15 protein-coding genes are annotated in these 19618 nt (G+C 49.6%); 1 reads left to right on the top strand and 14 read right to left on the bottom strand.

Features of this window, described 5'->3' with window-relative positions; translation table 11 throughout:
* Window positions 1-15 precede the first annotated feature (15 nt).
* The 10 genes from KDN34_RS04080 to pnp all read right to left on the bottom strand — a co-directional run bounded on the left by KDN34_RS04080 (window position 16) and on the right by pnp (window position 12778).
* Entirely contained in the window at window positions 16-1233 is a 1218-nt protein-coding gene (locus KDN34_RS04080) for a phosphopentomutase (RefSeq protein WP_212595652.1), read from the bottom strand.
* Window positions 1230-2576, bottom strand: coding sequence for a thymidine phosphorylase (gene deoA, locus KDN34_RS04075; protein ID WP_212595651.1), 1347 nt, complete (start codon window positions 2574-2576; stop codon window positions 1230-1232). The genes KDN34_RS04080 and deoA overlap by 4 nt, the downstream gene beginning before the upstream one ends.
* A gap of 77 nt (window positions 2577-2653) precedes the next feature.
* Window positions 2654-3427 (bottom strand): deoxyribose-phosphate aldolase, encoded by a 774-nt coding sequence (gene deoC, locus KDN34_RS04070; protein ID WP_212595650.1) that lies wholly within the window; start codon window positions 3425-3427, stop codon window positions 2654-2656.
* 372 nt (window positions 3428-3799) lie between these two features.
* Window positions 3800-5296 carry a NupC/NupG family nucleoside CNT transporter gene (locus KDN34_RS04065; protein WP_212595649.1) on the bottom strand — a complete coding sequence of 499 codons (1497 nt, stop codon included), beginning with the start codon at window positions 5294-5296 and terminating at the stop codon, window positions 3800-3802.
* A gap of 141 nt (window positions 5297-5437) precedes the next feature.
* A complete protein-coding gene (locus KDN34_RS04060; RefSeq protein WP_212595648.1) occupies window positions 5438-6280 on the bottom strand; it encodes a TatD family hydrolase in 843 nt (280 codons plus the stop codon).
* Between the two features lie 40 nt (window positions 6281-6320).
* Window positions 6321-6485 (bottom strand): hypothetical protein, encoded by a 165-nt coding sequence (locus KDN34_RS04055; protein WP_212595647.1) that lies wholly within the window; start codon window positions 6483-6485, stop codon window positions 6321-6323.
* Between the two features lie 55 nt (window positions 6486-6540).
* Window positions 6541-8130 carry a peptide chain release factor 3 gene (gene prfC / locus KDN34_RS04050; RefSeq protein ID WP_212595646.1) on the bottom strand — a complete coding sequence of 530 codons (1590 nt, stop codon included), beginning with the start codon at window positions 8128-8130 and terminating at the stop codon, window positions 6541-6543.
* A gap of 193 nt (window positions 8131-8323) precedes the next feature.
* On the bottom strand, window positions 8324-9223 hold the full coding sequence (nlpI, locus tag KDN34_RS04045) for a lipoprotein NlpI (RefSeq protein WP_212595645.1): 900 nt from the start codon (window positions 9221-9223) through the stop codon (window positions 8324-8326).
* 126 nt (window positions 9224-9349) lie between these two features.
* Window positions 9350-10578 (bottom strand): IS3 family transposase gene (locus tag KDN34_RS04040; protein ID WP_212594558.1). Its coding sequence is split into 2 segments (ribosomal slippage): window positions 9350-10227 and window positions 10227-10578, totalling 1230 coding nucleotides; the frame shifts between segments, so codons are not numbered across the junction.
* A 94-nt stretch (window positions 10579-10672) separates the two neighbouring features.
* A complete protein-coding gene (gene pnp / locus KDN34_RS04035) occupies window positions 10673-12778 on the bottom strand; it encodes a polyribonucleotide nucleotidyltransferase (RefSeq protein WP_212595644.1) in 2106 nt (701 codons plus the stop codon).
* A 227-nt stretch (window positions 12779-13005) separates the two neighbouring features.
* On the opposite strand from pnp, the gene KDN34_RS04030 reads away from it, so the two are divergent.
* Complete coding sequence (locus KDN34_RS04030; RefSeq protein ID WP_212595643.1) at window positions 13006-15042, top strand: EAL domain-containing protein; 2037 nt, start codon at window positions 13006-13008, stop codon at window positions 15040-15042.
* Window positions 15043-15112: 70 nt separating this feature from the next.
* Here the strand turns inward: KDN34_RS04030 and rpsO are convergent, their stop codons facing one another.
* The 4 genes from rpsO to infB form a co-directional block, all read right to left on the bottom strand.
* Window positions 15113-15382 (bottom strand): 30S ribosomal protein S15, encoded by a 270-nt coding sequence (gene rpsO / locus KDN34_RS04025; protein WP_212595642.1) that lies wholly within the window; start codon window positions 15380-15382, stop codon window positions 15113-15115.
* 94 nt (window positions 15383-15476) lie between these two features.
* On the bottom strand, window positions 15477-16427 hold the full coding sequence (truB, locus tag KDN34_RS04020; protein WP_212595641.1) for a tRNA pseudouridine(55) synthase TruB: 951 nt from the start codon (window positions 16425-16427) through the stop codon (window positions 15477-15479).
* Window positions 16427-16843, bottom strand: coding sequence for a 30S ribosome-binding factor RbfA (gene rbfA / locus KDN34_RS04015; RefSeq protein WP_212595640.1), 417 nt, complete (start codon window positions 16841-16843; stop codon window positions 16427-16429). Before rbfA ends, truB begins: the two co-directional genes overlap by 1 nt.
* A gap of 61 nt (window positions 16844-16904) precedes the next feature.
* Entirely contained in the window at window positions 16905-19601 is a 2697-nt protein-coding gene (gene infB / locus KDN34_RS04010) for a translation initiation factor IF-2 (protein WP_212595639.1), read from the bottom strand.
* Between the last annotated feature and the right edge of the window lie 17 nt (window positions 19602-19618).

Genomic DNA, 19618 nt, shown 5'->3' with positions numbered 1-19618 from the left:
AGCGGAGTTTCAGCATTACGGCAGAAAAGATTCACCATAAGCCATAGGCGTCAGCCCAAAATAACAGGCAATGCTCTGCCCGATATCAGCAAAACTGTTACGGCGCCCCAGCGATCCGGGACGCAATCCGGCACCCAACGCCAGCACGGGCACATGTTCACGGGTGTGATCAGTGCCCCGCCAGGTGGGATCGCAACCATGATCCGCCGTCAGCAACAGCAGATCGTCCGGTTGCAACAACGCCAGTAACTCTGGCAGTCGCCAGTCAAAATATTCCAGCGCACGGGCATAGCCCGCGACGTCACGACGATGGCCGTATTGGGAATCAAAATCGACAAAATTGGTAAACACTATGGTGTTGTCAGTGGCGCATTTTACCTGTGCCAATGTGGCGTCGAATAGCGCTTCCAGTCCAGAGGCTTTCACTTTGTCAGTGATGCCACAATGGGCATAAATATCGGCAATTTTACCCACACTAATCACACTACCACCGGCGTCTTTCAACTTATCCAACACGGTAGCGGCGGGTGGTTCAACGGCGTAATCGCGGCGATTGCCAGTGCGATTGAACGCGCCTTTTGCATTGCCAACAAACGGCCGAGCAATCACCCGTCCGATGTTATACGGTTCCAGCTCTTCACGGGCGATCTCACACAAGTGGTATAAGTTATCCAGTCCGAAAGTCTGCTCATGACAAGCAATCTGAAACACAGAATCTGCCGAAGTATAAAAAATTGGCAAACCCGTTTGCATATGCTGCTCACCGAGCTCATCAAGAATGACGGTACCGGATGCATGACAATTCCCCAGGAAGCCACTGAGACCCGCGCGGGCGAGGATCTTATCGGTGAGCACCGCTGGAAATGATTGCTGTTTATCGCTGAAATAGCCCCAATCAAACAACACCGGCACACCGGCCATTTCCCAATGACCACTAGGAGTATCTTTGCCAGAACTCAGCTCTGCTGCATGCCCATAAGCACCGCGCACAACGACAGTATCGCTGAACCCGGCTGGCATCTTGCCAGTACTCTCTTTAGCTGCTTGCGCCAGACCTAAGCCCGCCAAATTGGGCAGTGACAGTGGTCCTTGTCGCGCAATATCCGCCTGGCCGTTGGCACACAACTCGGCAATGTGCCCAAAGGTGTTGGCCCCCACATCGCCGAATTTATCGGCGTCGGCACTTGCCCCGATGCCAAAAGAATCCAGCATTAAAATAATACAGCGTTTCATTTACTCTCCACGGCAATATCCGCTGCACGGATACAGCCATAAATCTCTTGCTGACGGTCTGTTTCAACCTCACCCAGTTGTATCGCTGCACGGACGATATTCGCCGCTTGTTGCCATTCGGCTTCATTACGGGCATGCAGCAGCGCCAATGGCTGCTGTCGCTCAAGACGTTGCCCCAAAGTGCAAATGTCACTGAGGCCAACGCTGTAATCCAGCGCATCACCCGGTTGGCAACGGCCACCACCGAGCGCTACCACCGCCATCCCCAACTGTCGGGTATCCATCGACTGCACCACACCCGCTCTGCTGGCATAAACCGGTTTAATCACTGTGGCCAGCGGTAAATACGCTTGATACCGCTCAATAAAATCGTGGGGACCATCAAGCGCCGCCACCATTTTGCCAAAGCGTTCAGCGGCGAGACCATTATCTAGTACCTGTTGCAGCTGTTTTTGGGCATCGACTTCGTTTTCAGCTAAACCACCGAGCAGCAATAATTCGCGGCATAACGCCATAGTCACCGCAAACAACCGGGGATTGCGCTGTTCACCGGTAAGGAAACGCACCGCCTCAGCGACTTCCAGCGCATTGCCGGCCGAGGAAGCCAACACTTGATTCATATCGGTTAACAACGCTGAGGTACGAGTCCCGGCATCGTTTGCCACACTAACAATCGATGCTGCCAGGGCTTGCGATTCGGCCATTGAGGGCATGAAGGCACCACTTCCCACTTTGACATCCATCACCAGTGCATCAAGATTGCATGCGAGTTTCTTAGAAAGAATGGATGCCGTAATCAACGCAATAGACTCTACTGTCGCAGTATTATCACGAATGGCATAAAAACGTTTGTCAGCAGGCACCAGATCGCCGGTCTGACCAATAATGGCGACCCCAACCTGCTGAACCGTATTGCGAAAACGCTGACTATCAGGCGCTGTCTGATAACCGGGAATCGCATCCAGTTTATCCAGCGTCCCACCGGTATGCCCGAGGCCACGACCAGAAATCATTGGCACATAGCCGCCACAGGCAGCAATTATCGGCCCGAGCATCAAGCTGGTGCAGTCACCAACACCACCGGTGCTGTGTTTATCCAGCACCGGCCCCGAGAGATGCAGGCTATCCCAGTTCATCACACGGCCGGAATCACGCATAGCCAGTGTCAGCGCCACACGTTCATCCATATTCATACCGTTGAAATACACTGCCATGCCCAGCGCGGCAATCTGTCCTTCGGAGATGCTGTTATCTGTGATGCCCTTGACGAAAAAGCAGATCTCAGGCGCAGTTAACACCTGACCATTACGTTTTTTGCGGATGATTTCCTGTGCCAAATACATCAGTTGCTCCTGCATCGTGTGTCAATTTCGCGATGACAACTGCGGACTCAACGCCCCCGCCACAATGCTTAATAAACTCAGTAACCTTTGATTTCGCCAGTGGCCTGACCCAGCTCCAGCGTATGCAGCAGATTAGCCAGCAGGCTGGAAGCGCCGAAACGGAAAGTCCTGGCGCTAATCCAATCAGCCCCCAGAATACGCTCCGCCACACCGAGAAATTCTGCCGCCTGCGCCGCATCCCGCACACCGCCAGCGGGCTTAAAACCTACCTTGGGATTTTTCTCACTGATGACTGCCAGCATGATCTCAGCAGCCTCAATGGTAGCATTGACTGGCACTTTACCGGTTGAGGTCTTGATAAAGTCAGCCCCTGCGTCAATCGCAATTTCTGATGCTTTACGGATCAATGCAGGATCTTTCAATTCACCGGTTTCAATGATGACTTTCAGCAAGGCTTTATCACCACAAGCCTGCTTACAGGCTTGCACCAACTCATAACCGATAGACTCATTGCCGGTCATCAACGCCCGATATGGAAACACCACATCCACCTCATCCGCGCCATAAGCCACTGCAGCTTTGGTTTCTAACAAGGCAATATTCACATCATCATTGCCATGGGGGAAATTGGTTACAGTAGCCACTTTGACATCACTGGCACCAATGCTATTGAGTGTTTTACGCGCAATGGGAACAAAGCGTGGATAAACACATACTGCGGCGGTATTGCCTGCCGGGGTCTTAGCTTTATGGCACAACGCAATCACTTTCTCATCGGTGTCATCGTCATTTAGCGTGGTGAGATCCATCAGTCGAATCGCCTGACGGGCCGCCTGTTTCAAATCAGTCATGGGTAAGCTCTCCGAAAATAACCTTATCTGTTCCGTTGCTTCAGTTCTGCCGAAAAACGGTTTCCCTGGCGTTGGCCTTTTTATTCACCAACTCGCAGGCTCACGACTTGGTTCCATGAAGAGCGGCAAGGAGGGCGAAACCATCTCTGTTGCCGCGAAAAATCCTTTTTAGCGCGAAAATAGCGGAATCATTACGCCATTACTGATACGCCGCACAGCAATGGACTAAAGACTCTCGCAGGGCGGCCAATGATATACCGCAGATAATTTCATTTCCAGAACCAACGGTTCATATTCACGAACAATTCAAGAAAAAACTGTAGCAGTAAATTGACGCTTGGCCGGACACTCGGTCCGGCCAGCCAAGAGAGGTTAGGACAGCGAGATAAATAGCCCAGCGAGGGTGGCGCTCATCAGGTTAGCGAGAGAGCCGGCAACCACCGCGCGCATGCCCAACTTGGCAAGTTCATGACGACGATTCGGTGCCATGCCACCAAGGCCGCCCAGCAGGATGGCAATAGAGGATAAGTTGGCAAAGCCACACAACGCAAAAGACACGATGGCTTTGGTCTTATCTGTCATCGCCATCCCCGTTTCCGCCACCAGCTTGCCACCTTCAGCCAAATCTTTCAGATAGGGGGCAAAGTTGGAGTAAGCCACAAATTCATTCACAACAATTTTTTGGCCGATAAACGAGCCTGCAAGCATCGCCTCTTTCCACGGTACCCCAATCAACCAGGCCAGTGGCATAAAGATGTAACCCAGAATAATTTCCAGCGATATGCGTGCAGAGGCGGCATCCACAACGGATTTTGCCGCGGCGACTAACTGTGGCTGCTGCAATTTACTGAACTGATCGATGACCAGCTGCCGGTCGATATCGGTGATCACCAACGCATTGACTGCTACATGCGCTTGTTCTGCTAACGCCTGCACGCTGGTATTAAACGTTGCCTGTAATTCTGGGGTGGCTGCGGCGGCGTGTTTTAATGCTTCAAAGGCGGTTGCTAACGCCGCATTGCCATAACCAAACCAACCACCAATACCACCGATAATGCTGTTGATTAAGGCGATAAGCCCAATAAATGCCAGCAACATCGCACCGACGTTAAGTGCCAACTGCATCCCCGCCGAAGCGCCACTCGCGGCAGCATCCAACACGTTGGCAGGTTTATCTTGCTCGTCTGGCAGCGTTACGATGTCATCATGAGGCGCTTCGGTTTCCGGATGCATTAGTTTGGCCATCAGCAAACCGCCTGGGGCGGCCATAAATGATGCCGCAACCAGATATTCCATTGGTACACCCATTTGGGCATAGCCCGCCATTACTGAACCCGCAATAGACGCCATGCCACCTACCATAATGGCAAACAGTTCTGACTGGGTCATGGTTGGAATGAATGGCCGCACGACCAGGGGCGCTTCAGTCTGCCCAACGAAGATATTGGCAGTTGCTGACATGGATTCGGTGCGGCTGGTGCCGAGGGCTTTTTGCAGTGCGCCACCCAATAAGCGGATAACCCACTGCATAATGCCTAGGTGATATAACACCGCAATCAAAGAGGAGAAAAAGACGATAACCGGCAACACGTGAATGACGAAGATAAAACCGACTTTGAAATTGGCTAAGTCACCGAACAGAAAACGAATACCGTCGTTGGCTTTGTCAATGACGCTGTAAACTGCATCAGACACCCCCTTGAGGATATCTTTACCCACCGGGACGTATAGCACGAAGCCGCCGAAAGCGGCCTGGATCAGGAAGGCGCCGCCAACCGTACGCAGATTAATGGCTTTTTTGTTGTTGGAAAACAGAAACCCAACAAACAGCAGGACAAGTACTCCCACTAAACTCATGACGATACTCATTAACTATCCCTTTTTATTGTTAATTGCAGTGTTAATGGCGTTAACCGACCTTTATTTGGGCGGCATTATAACGGAGGGTTGCCAAAAAATCGCCTACTGATGTCCATTTAGCGTTTATTTTTCAAAACCTTACAAATAGCATCACGGGTGTTCCCTTAATTCCGTTTTACGCTCAAACAGTTGAACAAAATTGTTTTCCAGCTGTTCTGATACCAGAACATTGGAAGTTCCTTGCAAGATTGCTATCTCGGCCACGACAGGTAAGAGGGTCAATGGGGTATTACGCCGGTCTTTGGCCGTTACCGGTGTCATTGACGGGGCGTCAGTTTCCGCCAGGAGTGCCGTCAATGGCAAGCGTTTAACCGCACTGCGTAATTTTTTGGCGGAGGAGTCGAGCAACAAGCCACCAATCCCTAGTCGAAACCCCATCTGCCAGTATTTCAGCGCCACTTCATAACTACCGCTAAAGCCATGAATGACACCATGACAATTGGGAAACTGCTGTAATATCGCCTGCATCTCGTGATGACAACGCACGGCATGCAACACTACTGGCATCTGATATTTTTGCGCCAATGCCAGCTGCGGCGTTAATAAAGCAACCTGTTGTGCCCAGTCCACGCGACGAGCATCGTCATCAGCAAGCTGCGCCCGGGGCTTGTCCAAGCCACATTCCCCAATCGCAACTAATAACGGATCGCTCAGATGCTGCTGCAGTTGCTGTTCCAACAAAGCCACCGCAGCCGGAATGTCTGGAGGACAATACCAAGGATGGATCCCCAGGGCATAATCACATTGATACTCAATCGCTATCTGCCGTTGCCGCGCCCAATTGGCCGGTGATATTCCCGGAATTAACGCACCTGAAATGCCAGACTGCCGCATCTCCAGAAACAGCTGTTCCCGGTCGGCGTCGAATTCTGGGGCATCAAAATGTGCATGCGAATCAGTCAGCATCAGCATATCCACGCTGCTAGCTAGCATAAAAGGCTTCGGCAAAAAATCACAGCAACGACAGCGTTAGCTACGATGATTTGCCGGTGTCTTTTGTAAGCGGTTTTTTCTCAAGCGGCGGATCTTGCAAACGTGGCATACAGCAGCGTTGGCTGTTTTCAGTCAGCCCCATCTTATCGCACCAGGAGGTATATTTTTGCCAGCCTCTGGTAATGAGCGAAAGCAGTTTATTCATATTGCCATCCCTTTCAATCGTTCAATAAAAAAGCGGAGTATTACTCCGCCTTTTATCAGTGTTCTCGGGTTTTAGCAAATTCAATGTCGGGATAGCGTTCCATCGACAGGTTGAGATTCACCATCGTTGGTGCAATGTAGGTGAGGTTGTCACCACCATCCAACGCCAGGTTCAACGAACATTTACGCTGAAACTCATCGAGCTTCTTGGCATCGTTGCAATATACCCAGCGGGCGGTGGCAACGTTTACCGCTTCATAAATTGCTTCAACGTTGTATTCTGATTTCAACCGCGCAACCACCACTTCAAACTGCAGGACCCCAACCGCGCCTACAATAAGATCGTTATTATCCAGTGGTCGGAAAACCTGAACCGCACCTTCTTCTGATAACTGCACTAAACCTTTCAACAGCTGCTTCTGCTTTAATGGATCTTTGAGGCGGATACGACGGAACATTTCTGGGGCAAAATTAGGAATTCCGGTAAATTTCAGATCTTCGCCCTGAGTAAAGGTATCGCCAATCTGAATAGTCCCGTGGTTGTGTAACCCGATAATATCACCGGCAAACGCTTCCTCTGCACGCTCACGGTCACCCGCCATAAAGGTTACCGCATCAGAGATACTCACGGTTTTGCCAATGCGCACGTGCTTCATCTTCATCCCTTGCGTGTATTGTCCGGAGACCACCCGCAAGAACGCGATACGGTCGCGATGCTTAGGATCCATATTGGCCTGAATTTTAAAAACGAAACCTGAAAAGTTGTCTTCGGTAGCTACCACCATACGTTCGCTGCTTTGACGTGGTTTAGGGGCAGGAGCCCACTGGGTCAAACCATCCAACATATGATCTACCCCGAAGTTACCCAACGCAGTCCCGAAAAATACCGGTGTCAGCTCACCACTGAGGAACAACTCTTCATCAAACTCATTAGATGCACCCAGCAGGAGTTCCAGTTCTTCACGCAGCTGCTGTGCTAAGTCGCTGCCGACAGCCGTATCCAGTTCTGGGTTATCCAGACCTTTAATGATGCGTACTTCCTGGATCATATGGCCATGGCCACTCTGATACAGAATGGTTTCATCACGATGCAGGTGATAAACACCTTTAAACGACTTGCCGCAACCAATCGGCCAACTGATCGGTGCACACATGATATTGAGCTCGTTCTCTACTTCATCAAGCAGCTCCATCGGGTCACGAATATCACGGTCGAGTTTGTTCATGAAGGTTATGATTGGCGTATCGCGCAAGCGGGTCACTTCCATCAACTTACGGGTACGGTCTTCCACACCTTTAGCGGCATCGATGACCATCAAACAGGAATCAACTGCGGTCAATGTACGATAGGTATCTTCAGAGAAGTCTTCATGCCCAGGAGTATCCAGCAGGTTCACCAAACAGTCGTTATAAGGGAACTGCATTACCGAGGTCGTCACCGAGATCCCACGTTCTTTTTCCATCTCCATCCAGTCAGATTTAGCATGCTGACCTGAGCCGCGACCTTTTACGGTGCCCGCCTGTTGGATCAGATGTCCGTGCAGCAACACCTTTTCGGTAATGGTGGTTTTACCGGCGTCGGGGTGCGAAATAATGGCGAAAGTGCGGCGTTTACCGACTTCCTGCTGGATAAGCTTATTCGACATGGGAACTATCTTCTGCGTAAATAGCGCCGGTTCACCACATATTAAAAGTAGGGCCGGACGCGGATAACCAATCTTAAAGGCGGCTATTTTCTATGATCTTGACAGGATAAACAACGTGCAAAGCCGAAACTCCGGCAAAAGCTGTGAGACGAGTGATAGGCGGCAACGAATTCTGCCGCCTGAATGCGTTAAATTACTTAGACGTATCTTTTTGGCTGTCCATCTTATTTGCCAACAATGCCAACTCAACCCGGGCGTAACGGTGTTCGACAAAATCATAGATATTGGTTGCCAGCGCTAAGCGCAGATAGTTGGCGGCTTTGTCATTCTGTTGCTGTTCTTCGGCCACTTTTGCCAGATAAAAATAAGCTTCACACAACCGCTCAGCATATTCAGAAGGCCCTTTCAGTCCACGTTTGGCCAACGCAAAGACTTGTTTATCAGAAGCTTTACCCAACACATAATCCACTAACACGGTGGACCAGGCCTCGTCGTGCAATTTACTGCGATTGAGCTGTAGTGACGCCAGCGCCTGCTTGGGATCAACCTGGTATTGAGCCAAATAAAGCCATAATGCCCGATAACCATCGGTGGGATCTTTTTGCAAAAATGCAGTCATATCATCCACGGCCAGCTTAGGTCGGTCACCGTAATACAGTGCCAGGCCGCGGTTAAGATAGGCATAATCGTAGTCAGGCGCGAGTTCTAACGCGGAATCAAAGGCCTCATAAGCCGAATCAAACTCGCCTTCCTGGGTGTAATAAATCCCAATAAAGTTATAAGCGTCGGCCAGATCAGGTTGCAGTTTCAATGCTTCATGAAAATCAATTCGCGCCATGATGCGCAGCCCCAACCGATCGTAAATCACGCCGCGATCGTAATGAAAGCGCGCCAGCTGTTCCTGAGTGAGTTTGGCATTGGAAATAATCTCATTCAGTTTAGCCAGTGCTATTTCCATTTTGTAATCGGGTAATAACGGCGCCACGAGCAACTGTCCCTGGTTATCCGCTGCTGAAGTTGTAGCACAACCACCGTTCATGAGACTGCCAACAGCCACAATACAGAATACGGCAGCCCGCAAATTAAATTTCATGCAAAAGTCCTTCTTTATTCCAATGCGCTGTTCATCATAGCAACAGAGGTCAATCACTGCCATCAGCCAACTTACCCTACGGTATAAAAAAACTGCATGTCCCGTCCTAAGATAGGTTGACAGTTTTTAGGCCAGCTCCCGTAGCTGGCCTTTTCTATTGTGCACCTGATTGGGTGTTGCCATATCTAAACTCAGGTGCGGTCTCATTTCGTTATATATCGCTATCGATTCTCGAACAAGTATCTTCAGCTCTTCCAGCGTTTTACATCGATACAGGAAAAACTCTTGCTTCAGTATGCCATTGACTCTTTCCGCTAGTGCATTTTGATAGCAATCATAACCGTCTGTCATTGACGGCTGAATATGGTTCGCTATCAGTTCATCCTGATAAACGGCTGCGCAATATTGCGCTCCCCGGTCTGAGTGATGCACTGCATTAGCGATATAGCGCTTATCCCTAACCGCCATTTTCAGCGCTTTCACCACGCTGTCTGCTTTCATGTCTGTACTCAAGTGATGACCGACTATCTTGCGTGATACGGCATCGGTAACCAGTGACAAATAGTGCACGCCTTGGTCTGACTCAAGATAGGTGATATCGCTGACCAGTACATGCTCTGCATCATGCAGCCCGTCTGCTTTCAGCAGGTTAGGATGCTTCTTCATCCAGTGCTTGCTAAACGTCGTTTTGGTGTAACTTCTCTTGGGTTTAACCAGCAAGCCCTCATTTCTCAAATAGGTAAAGAATCCATCCCGTCCGAGTTTGATATCCTGTTCAATCAGCATAGGTTTTATCAATGTGTAGAGCTTGCGTGTGCCCAATCGCGGCATATATTTACGCCAGTATTGTACGGAGTCTTTGATGACCGATAATTCCGTTCTCCGACTATTCATCCGGGCAACTGCCTGGTAAACACCTTGCCTTGAAATACCGACAGCACGACATGCGGCTGCCAGGTTTATTTCGCTTTTGGCTTTGGCTTGCCAGACATACCGGATAAGTACTTTTTTCTTAAACCAGCTCCGTATTCATTATCCATGATATCGACCATACCATTGAGGATTTGGTTACGCAGTTTCTCTTCGGCTAACTCACGCTCAAGGCGTTTGATAGTTTGTGCTGGGGTTTCTTTTGAATGTGGCATAAGGGGATGCTGAAAAGGTTTCGACCAATCGAGTCTACCATGCTTTCTGAGCCAAACGAGTACGGTTGTCTTGCCCTGAATGCCAAAGCGCTTCTGGGCTTGTTTGTACGTCATCTCGCCTTTTTCGACACGCTCTACGATACCTAATTTAAAGGCTAAGGTGTAATCACGTTGCGTGCGCTTACGGCTTGAGTTAGTTGATGTCGCCATAAAGAAGTCCTCTTTATGTCAACGTATTTCAGGACGGGACAGCAGGCAAATAAAAAGGAGATCCGAAGATCTCCTTTACACTGTCATTAGCCGATTATTCAGCAGAATCAGCGGCAGCAGCTTGCTGTGCTTCTTTGATAGACAGACGTACACGACCCTGACGATCTACTTCCATCACTTTGACAGTGACTTCCTGATTCAATTGCAGATAATCAGAAACATTCGCTACGCGCTCTTCAGCGATTTGCGAAATGTGTACCAGACCATCTTTACCAGGCAGGATGTTTACAAAGGCACCGAAATCAACGATGCGAATAACTTTACCCTTGTAGATACGACCGACTTCCACTTCAGAGGTGATCTCTTCAATACGACGGATAGCTTCTTTAGTGGCGTCAGCGTTAGTAGAGGCGATCTTAACAGTACCGTCATCTTCCAGTTCAATGGTGGTACCGGTTTCTTCAGTCAGTGCACGAATAGTGGCGCCGCCTTTACCGATAACTTCACGGATTTTCTCTGGGTTGATCTTGATGGTAGTGATACGTGGCGCATGATCAGAAATATCTGGACGAGCTTTATTAATCGCCTGATCCATAACATTCAGAATGTGCACACGAGCGCCATAGGCCTGCTGCAAAGCGATCTCCATGATCTCTTTGGTGATACCTTCAATTTTGATGTCCATCTGCAGTGCAGTAACACCGTCACGAGTACCAGCCACTTTGAAGTCCATGTCGCCCAGATGATCTTCATCACCCAGAATGTCAGACAGTACCACAAAGTCATCACCTTCTTTTACCAAGCCCATAGCGATACCGGCAACAGAAGTTTTGATTGGTACACCCGCATCCATCAGCGCCAGAGAACTACCACAGACAGAGGCCATAGAGCTGGAACCGTTTGATTCGGTAATTTCAGATACCACACGAACACTGTATGGGAATTCAGCTTCTGATGGCATCACTGCATTGACACCACGCCAAGCCAACTTACCATGACCGATTTCGCGGCGTTTTGGTGAGCCAACCAGACCGGTTTCACCCACAGAGAATGGTGGGAAGTTGTAGTGCAGCATGAAACGTTTAGTACGCTCACCCAGCAGAGAATCCACTTTCTGAGCATCACGTTCAGTACCGAGAGTACAAGTGACCAGCGCCTGAGTTTCACCACGAGTAAACAACGCGCTACCGTGAGTACGAGGCAGAACGCCAGCCATAACACTCAGGGCACGTACCATATCTGGTTCACGACCGTCTATGCGTGGCAACCCTTTCAAAATACGGCTACGTACAACGCGTTTTTCCAGGCTACCCAACAGATTATCAATTTCTGTGGCATCTAACTGCGGATCTTCCGCCAACAGTTTTTCTACAGCGGCTTTCTTGATGTCAGCAACAGCTTGATAACGTTCCTGCTTAGCAGTGATCTGGTAGGCTTCAGTAAAGTCCGCTTCAGCAATGGCTTTGACCTTATCAGCCAGTGATTCATTCTTCACTGGTGCAGTCCAGTCCCAACGTGGCTTACCGGCTTCCTTCTGGAATTCAGCAATCGCGTCGATAACTACCTGCTGCTGTTCATGACCATAAACAACTGCCCCCAGCATCACTTCTTCCGGCAGGATCTTCGCTTCAGATTCCACCATCAATACTGCATTTTTGGTCCCGGCAACCACCAAATCCAGTTCGCTGTTATCCAAATCAGCAACGCTTGGGTTCAGTACGTATTCACCATTAATGTAACCCACACGAGCAGAGCCCAGAGGACCATTGAATGGAATACCGGAAATCGCCAATGCAGCAGAAGTACCAATCATAGAGATGATATCTGGATCAATCTGCGGATCGACAGAAACCACTGTGATGATGACCTGCACTTCATTAGTGAAACCATCAGGGAACAGTGGACGGATAGGACGGTCAATCAGACGGGCAATCAGGGTTTCATCTTCAGAAGGACGACCTTCACGCTTGAAGAAGCCGCCAGGGATTTTACCGGCAGCATAAGTTTTTTCCTGATAGTTGACAGTAAGAGGAAAGAAGTCACGGCTTGGGTCTGATTCTTTCTTACCGACTACGGTTACCAGAACGGTGGTATCGCCCATGCTAGCCAGAACGGCACCATCGGCCTGACGAGCGATTACGCCTGTTTCCAGAGAGACTGTATGTTGACCATATTTAAAACTTTTTACTATTGGATTCACGTGACCCATTCCTTAATTTCAATAACCTTGAATTCGCGCGTAAGTATACTGCAAAGCAGTTGTGCAGATAAAGAGCATAACTGGATGACAAAACAACAACTTTTCCATACAGTAGGGAAACTAGCGTTCGTTCTGTAAAATATGCTGTTGTGAACTAACACTATTCCTATACCACCGACAACCGAAGTAGCCTTCGCAGAAGCACTCGGGAGCAAAGGAAGAAGCGGATGCAGGCCAGACGTTTCAGGTCACTCACTTGGAAACAAACGAACCTAGTCGTTTTCACTGCGCTATTTTTTGCCGTTGCCATCTTCATCGTTGAAATCCTCATGGTGGCATCTTCCGAAAGAGAATCACTTACACACAGTCAAAAAGAAGTACTTGATTCTGTCGAACAACCGCTAGAAAACGCGGTGTGGTCATTAGATGAAAATCTTGCCAAGCAGACACTAGAAGGTCTGTTAAAAATCGAATATGTCAGCTCAGCGACTATCTCGTTAGAAGATGGCAAAACGTTTGTCAGTGCTGGAAATACCGTATCACTCCCCGATGATCTTTTTTCGGCAATCAGTTTGAAATTATTTGGCGAGTTCAGGCAAATCAGCCGCCCACTCTACCAACCGCTGTATCCGGAAAATGACAAGAAGCCACAGTTGATTGGCAATATTCAAATTAACTATAACCCCCGCGCACTAACCGCCGGGTTGATTGCTCAACTGAAACTCAGTTTTACGGCCACCCTCGCCCGCTCATTATTCATTACGCTAGTGCTTTCGTTATTGTTTCACCGATTTTTGACCAAACCGATTGCCAGGATCGGTGAAGCGATAGACCGCATCGATCCAGAGTCACCTTCAGAAAATCTACTGCCAGTGATCAGTAATCACAATGATGATGAAATTGGATTGCTTGCCTCGAAATTCAATCAGATCTTAGTGCAGTTCGGAAAAACCCAGGCCAAACTTCGAAAATTGGCCACACGGGACGCCCTGACAGGGTTGCCAAACCGGACCTTATTACTGGAAACGCTCTCCGTGGCAATTCAGCGCGCGAGTATCCGGAAAAATAATCTGGCACTGCTGTTCATTGACTTGGACCGTTTCAAAAATATCAATGATTCGCTTGGCCACTCACTAGGCGATCAATTTCTGATCCGGATAGCCATGTTGTTAAAAAAGATTGTGGCTAACAATGGCTTAGTGGTACGCCTGGGGGGTGATGAGTTTGTCATTGTTACTGAAGATCTGCATTCGCCCACACAGGTCGCTGATTTCGTAGAAAAATTGTTAGAACAGCTGAAAGTCCCGATTAAATTGGGTGAACATTCTGTTCATCCGGCGGCCTCGGTCGGCATTTCCTTTTATCCAGACGATGGGGAAACCGCAGAAGATCTGATCCGCCATGCTGATATCGCCATGTACAGCGCCAAAGCGGCCGGCTCGAATAAATGGGCATTTTTCAAACAACAGATGACTGAACGCGCGGTGACCCGTCTACGTACAGAAGCCTCATTACATGAAGCCATCAAAAATAATGAGTTTTTGCTGTATTTCCAACCGCAGTTGGATTTAAAAAGCGGCCAACTGATTGGCTGCGAAGCGCTCATCCGCTGGCAACGGGGCGACAAGTTGGTCAGTCCGATGGCTTTTATTCCCATCGCGGAAGAAACGGGCATTATTATCGCCATTGGCGAATGGGTGATAGAACAGAGTTGTAAGACACTCAATCACTGGCAGAAACATTATAATTTTCAAACCACGATTGCCTGTAATGTCTCAACCAAGCAGTTTACGGATGCAGGCCTCATTTCCCATATCAAACGTACTGCAATGCGTTATCAGGTTAAGCCTGAGTGTCTGGAGATTGAAATTACCGAAACATCATTTATGAATGATGTGGAACAGGCCATCGTAAAGCTACAACAATTGAAGACCGCAGGGTTTGGCATTGCGGTAGACGATTTTGGCACCGGATATTCATCGCTGTCTTACCTGCGAAGACTACCACTCACAACGCTCAAAATTGATCGCGCCTTTATCTCGGAATTGCCCGGTAACGGGGCAATTGCCTCGACCATTCTCACCTTAGGCAAACAGCTTAATTTGCAAATTATTGCGGAGGGGATTGAAAATCGTCAACAACTCGCGTGGTTAGAAAATAATGGGTGTTCGATAGGTCAAGGCTATTACTTCAGCGAACCCTTGCCACTCGACGAATTTGAAAAGCGCTATGTGGTTGCCCAGCACAGCTTGGTAGGGCTGTAATTAAATCCGACGGTAAAATTAGCTGGATCAAAAAAGGAGGCATATGCCTCCGTTTTTGACGAGAAACTGATTAGCGACGCAGACCCAGTTTCTGGATCAGAGCAGCATAACGCTCTGCATCTTTCTTCTGCAGGTAGCTCAGCAGCTTACGGCGAGAGCTAACCATACGCAACAGACCACGGCGAGAGTGGTGATCTTTAGCATGTTCTTTGAAGTGATCCTGCAGATGGTTAATCTGGGCAGTCAGCAGGGCAACCTGAACTTCTGGTGAACCAGTATCGTTTTCGCCACGGCCAAATTCAGCCAGGATTTCAGCTTTCTTTTCAGTACTTAGTGACATGAGTCTCTCCAAATATTTAATCAAATTACCTTAGCCGATCACTAACTCAGCCAAGGGCGCAGAATAATAACCTGTTAGCCCTAGCAGCGCAAGCTCAGTCGATAGAGTTTTCGTGCATGACCATCAACCGCTTAGGTGCCAATAAACCATCATCATTCATGATGCCTACACCAATGAAACGATGCGCCTCTCCCAGCGTAATCCGCACTAACTCTCCAGGTTTCAGGCCATTGGCTCGCACGGGATTACCATTGAGCAAATATGCCCCCAACGCTTCCGGGACATTACATTCTTCCAGGTCAGCTACGGCGGCATCTGCGGGTAACAACAATGGATCTAATAACTGGGACGGCACAATATTCTGCGCGATGGCATCATCTAACAGCTGTTGCAGTTGTTCCAACGTCACCATGCGTTCAGTAGGGTAACGGCCGACCTGCAGCCGCCGCAGCATAATCACATGCGCGCCACAACCCAGCATTTCGCCCAAGTCGTCAATAATGGTCCGGATATATGTGCCTTTGGAACAATGAATTTCCAGCGTCAGTTCATCGTCATTCAGCGCTATGAACTTCAGTTCATAAACGGTGATGGGACGGGCTTCTCTGGAAACATCTTTGCCCTCGCGGGCATACTTATATAGCGGTTGCCCTTGATACTTAAGTGCCGAAAACATTGAAGGCACCTGCATGGTATCGCCGCGAAAGTGATCCAGCGCCGCGTCCAACTGCACTGCACTGAAAGCCAATGGTCGCTGACTGACCACTTCACCATCGGCATCACTGGTATCAGTACGAACGCCGAGTTTAGCGGTCACCAGATAGCGTTTATCCGCATCCAGAAGATGCTGAGAAAACTTGGTCGCCTCTCCCAAACAGATCGGCAACATCCCGGTAGCCAGTGGATCCAGTGCTCCAGTGTGCCCGGCCTTAACGGCGTTATAAATCCGCTTCACTCTCTGTAAGGCGTGGTTGGAGCTCATGCCGGTGGGTTTATCCAGCAACACAACGCCATCCACGAAACGGCCCTTAGGTCGTTTTGCCATCAGTTGTTTTCCTCGTCCGCTGGCGCTTCATCATCATGGTCAAATTGCTCGTGCTTTGCCTTGTCGCTGTTAATCACCTGAGTAACCAGGTTGGACATCCGCATACCTTCAACCAGTGATTTGTCATACACGAAACGTAACTCCGGCATCACCCGCAACTGCATTCTGCCGGCCACCAGGGTGCGGACATAAGGTGCCGCCTTGGTCAGCGCCGCCATTTTTTCCTGGATACGTTCAGGGTCTTCCTCAAACAAGGTGACATATACCTTAGCGAAACTGAGATCGCGTGACACGTCGACATCATTGACAGTCACCATGCCTATCCGAGGATCTTTCATGTCGCGTTGCAACACAAACGCCAGTTCCTGTTGCAGCTGCTGTGCTATGCGTCGGGTACGGCTGAATTCTCTTGCCATTGTAATATTCCCCCAAAATCAATAAAGGCGGCCGAAGCCGCCCTTTTCGTCGCAGTCACCGTTACAGAGTTCGGGCTACTTCGACAGTTTCGAACACTTCGATCTGGTCGCCTACGCGAACATCATTATAGTTCTTCACCCCGATACCACATTCAGTACCTGAGCGTACTTCAGCGACGTCGTCTTTAAAGCGACGCAATGACTCCAGTTCACCTTCGTAAATCACTACGTTGTCACGCAGCACACGGATAGGCGCACTGCGCTTCACCAGACCTTCTGTCACCATACAACCCGCGATAGCGCCGAGTTTAGGAGACTTGAACACATCGCGAACTTCCGCCATACCGATGATCTGCTGCTTGAACTCAGGAGCCAGCATACCACTCATCGCGGCTTTCACTTCGTCGATCAGGTCGTAGATCACGCTATAGTAGCGCAGATCAACACTTTCGCTTTCGATGGTCTTACGTGCCTGAGAATCGGCACGGACGTTGAAGCCCACCATAATCGCGTTAGACGCAGCAGCCAAAGTCGCATCAGTTTCGGTCAGGGCACCCACACCGCTAGCGATGATGTTCACTTTCACTTCATCGGTAGACAGTTTGGTCAAAGAGTCAGAAATCGCTTCCAGAGAACCTTGAACGTCCGCCTTCAGTACGATATTCAGTTCCTGAACTTCGCCTTCAGTCATGTTGGCGAACATGTTTTCCAGTTTCGCCTTCTGCTGACGCGCCAGTTTCACTTCACGGAATTTACCCTGACGATACAGCGCCACTTCGCGAGCCTTACGCTCATCTTTAACAACAGTTGCTTCGTCACCTGCAGATGGCACACCTGACAGACCGAGAATTTCTACCGGGATAGATGGGCCAGCTTCAGTGATACTATTACCGTCTTCATCTTTCATGGCGCGAACTTTACCGTATTCCAGACCACAGAGTACGATATCGCCTTGATGCAGCGTACCTTCCTGAACCAATACCGTCGCGACAGGACCGCGGCCCTTATCCAGTTTGGATTCGATAACCACACCAGCGGCCATACCGTCTCTGACAGCGGTCAGTTCCAGAACTTCAGCTTCCAGCAGAATGGTTTCCAGCAACTCTTCAACACCTTGTCCGGTCTTGGCAGACACGTAAACAAACATGTTTTCGCCGCCCCATTCTTCGGACATTACGCCATACTGCGACAATTCGCTCTTCACGCGTTCCACATCGGCTTCAGGCTTATCAATCTTGTTGACTGCCACAATCAGTGGTACACCACCGGCTTTAGCATGCTGAATAGCTTCAATGGTCTGAGGCATCACGCCGTCATCTGCAGCAACAACCAGGATCACAATATCAGTAGCCTGAGCACCACGAGCACGCATTGCGGTAAAGGCGGCGTGTCCGGGAGTATCCAGGAAAGTGATCATGCCGTTGTCAGTCTGCACATGGTAAGCACCGATGTGCTGGGTAATACCACCGGCTTCGCCCGCTGCCACTTTGGTGCGGCGGATGTAGTCCAGCAAAGAAGTTTTACCATGGTCAACGTGGCCCATGATGGTCACAACCGGGGCACGAGGCTCAACTTTAACATCTTCGCCATCGCGATCAGCCAGCACTTCATGTTCCAGTTCGTTTTCACGCACCAGGATAACTTTATGGCCCATCTCTTCAGCAACCAGTTGGGCAGTTTCCTGATCGAGTACCTGGTTAATGGTCACCATAGAGCCCATCTTCATCATCATTTTGATGATTTCAGCGGCTTTCACTGCCATGCGCTGAGCCAGATCGGCAACCGTAATGGTTTCACCAATACGTACGTCACGGTTAACCGCAACCACTGGCTTATTAAAGCCATGCTTCATAGACTGTGGCGCTTTTGAACGCAATACACGTTCTTTGCCACCGTCCCGGCTTAGGCGTTCTTCTTTTGAACGTTTCTTGCCAGAGTGCTTATGACGGTTGCGACGACCAGAACGTTCTTCGTCCATATCACTGGTATCTTCTGCGGCACGGGCCACTTTAGAGGTGGTGATATGATGATCGTTACGAGTCTCGGCTTCCACACGCTGGCGTTCTTCGTCGGCCCAACGCTTTTCATTCTCTTCAGCCAAACGACGCGCTTCTGCAGCCGCTTTCGCAGCTTCTTCATCCGCTTTACGACGCACGGCTGCGTCCTGAACCGCTTTCAATCGAGCAGCTTCCACGCGCGCAGCTTCTGCCGCAGCCGCCTCTTCCGGCGTTAATTCTCTCTTAGCCTTAGCAACGTCGTCTTTGTCAGCTTCGACAACAGCGGCTTCCGCCTTTGCTTTTGCAGCGGCTTCAGCTTTTGCCTTCGCTTTTGCCTTGGCTTCAGCGTCTGCTTGGGCAGCTTTAGCTTTCGCCTCGGCTTCGGCCTTCGCTTTCTCTGCCGCTTCGGCTTCAGCTTTTGCCTTAGCTTCGGCTTCCGCTTCAGCCTGACGAGCTAATTCGGCTGGATCACGTTTCACGAAAGTGCGTTTTTTACGCACTTCAACTTTCACATCTTTAGACTGGCCACCGGTGCCGGAAACACTCAATGTAGACACAGTTTTACGCTGCAGAGTCATACGCGCAGGAGCCCCTTCCAGGCCATGTTGCTGTTTCAAATATTCCAGCAATTGATGTTTTTCCGATTCGGTCACGCGATCATTGCGCTTTTTTTTCATACCGGCTTTGGAAAATTGTTCGATCAGTCGATCAACATCTTTTCCGACTTCCGTGGCCAGCTTTTCTACAGTAGTTTCTGCCATCAGTTACTTCCCCCTGT

The organism is Shewanella yunxiaonensis (assembly GCF_018223345.1).
GTDB classification, from domain to species: domain Bacteria; phylum Pseudomonadota; class Gammaproteobacteria; order Enterobacterales; family Shewanellaceae; genus Shewanella; species Shewanella yunxiaonensis.
The sequence above is the reverse complement of the archived record's forward strand: the minus strand, read 5'-3'. Positions and strand labels throughout refer to the sequence as shown.

What these genes read in the sequence shown, in the direction of transcription:
- KDN34_RS04080 (WP_212595652.1), bottom strand. Translation starts at nt 1,233, where the DNA reads ATGAAACGCTGTATTATTTTAATGCTGGATTCTTTTGGCATCGGGGCA.
- deoA (WP_212595651.1), bottom strand. Translation starts at nt 2,576, where the DNA reads ATGTATTTGGCACAGGAAATCATCCGCAAAAAACGTAATGGTCAGGTG.
- deoC (WP_212595650.1), bottom strand. Translation starts at nt 3,427, where the DNA reads ATGACTGATTTGAAACAGGCGGCCCGTCAGGCGATTCGACTGATGGAT.
- KDN34_RS04065 (WP_212595649.1), bottom strand. Translation starts at nt 5,296, where the DNA reads ATGAGTATCGTCATGAGTTTAGTGGGAGTACTTGTCCTGCTGTTTGTT.
- KDN34_RS04060 (WP_212595648.1), bottom strand. Translation starts at nt 6,280, where the DNA reads ATGCTAGCTAGCAGCGTGGATATGCTGATGCTGACTGATTCGCATGCA.
- KDN34_RS04055 (WP_212595647.1), bottom strand. Translation starts at nt 6,485, where the DNA reads ATGAATAAACTGCTTTCGCTCATTACCAGAGGCTGGCAAAAATATACC.
- prfC (WP_212595646.1), bottom strand. Translation starts at nt 8,130, where the DNA reads ATGTCGAATAAGCTTATCCAGCAGGAAGTCGGTAAACGCCGCACTTTC.
- nlpI (WP_212595645.1), bottom strand. Translation starts at nt 9,223, where the DNA reads ATGAAATTTAATTTGCGGGCTGCCGTATTCTGTATTGTGGCTGTTGGC.
- KDN34_RS04030 (WP_212595643.1), top strand. Translation starts at nt 13,006, where the DNA reads ATGCAGGCCAGACGTTTCAGGTCACTCACTTGGAAACAAACGAACCTA.
- rpsO (WP_212595642.1), bottom strand. Translation starts at nt 15,382, where the DNA reads ATGTCACTAAGTACTGAAAAGAAAGCTGAAATCCTGGCTGAATTTGGC.
- truB (WP_212595641.1), bottom strand. Translation starts at nt 16,427, where the DNA reads ATGGCAAAACGACCTAAGGGCCGTTTCGTGGATGGCGTTGTGTTGCTG.
- rbfA (WP_212595640.1), bottom strand. Translation starts at nt 16,843, where the DNA reads ATGGCAAGAGAATTCAGCCGTACCCGACGCATAGCACAGCAGCTGCAA.
- infB (WP_212595639.1), bottom strand. Translation starts at nt 19,601, where the DNA reads ATGGCAGAAACTACTGTAGAAAAGCTGGCCACGGAAGTCGGAAAAGAT.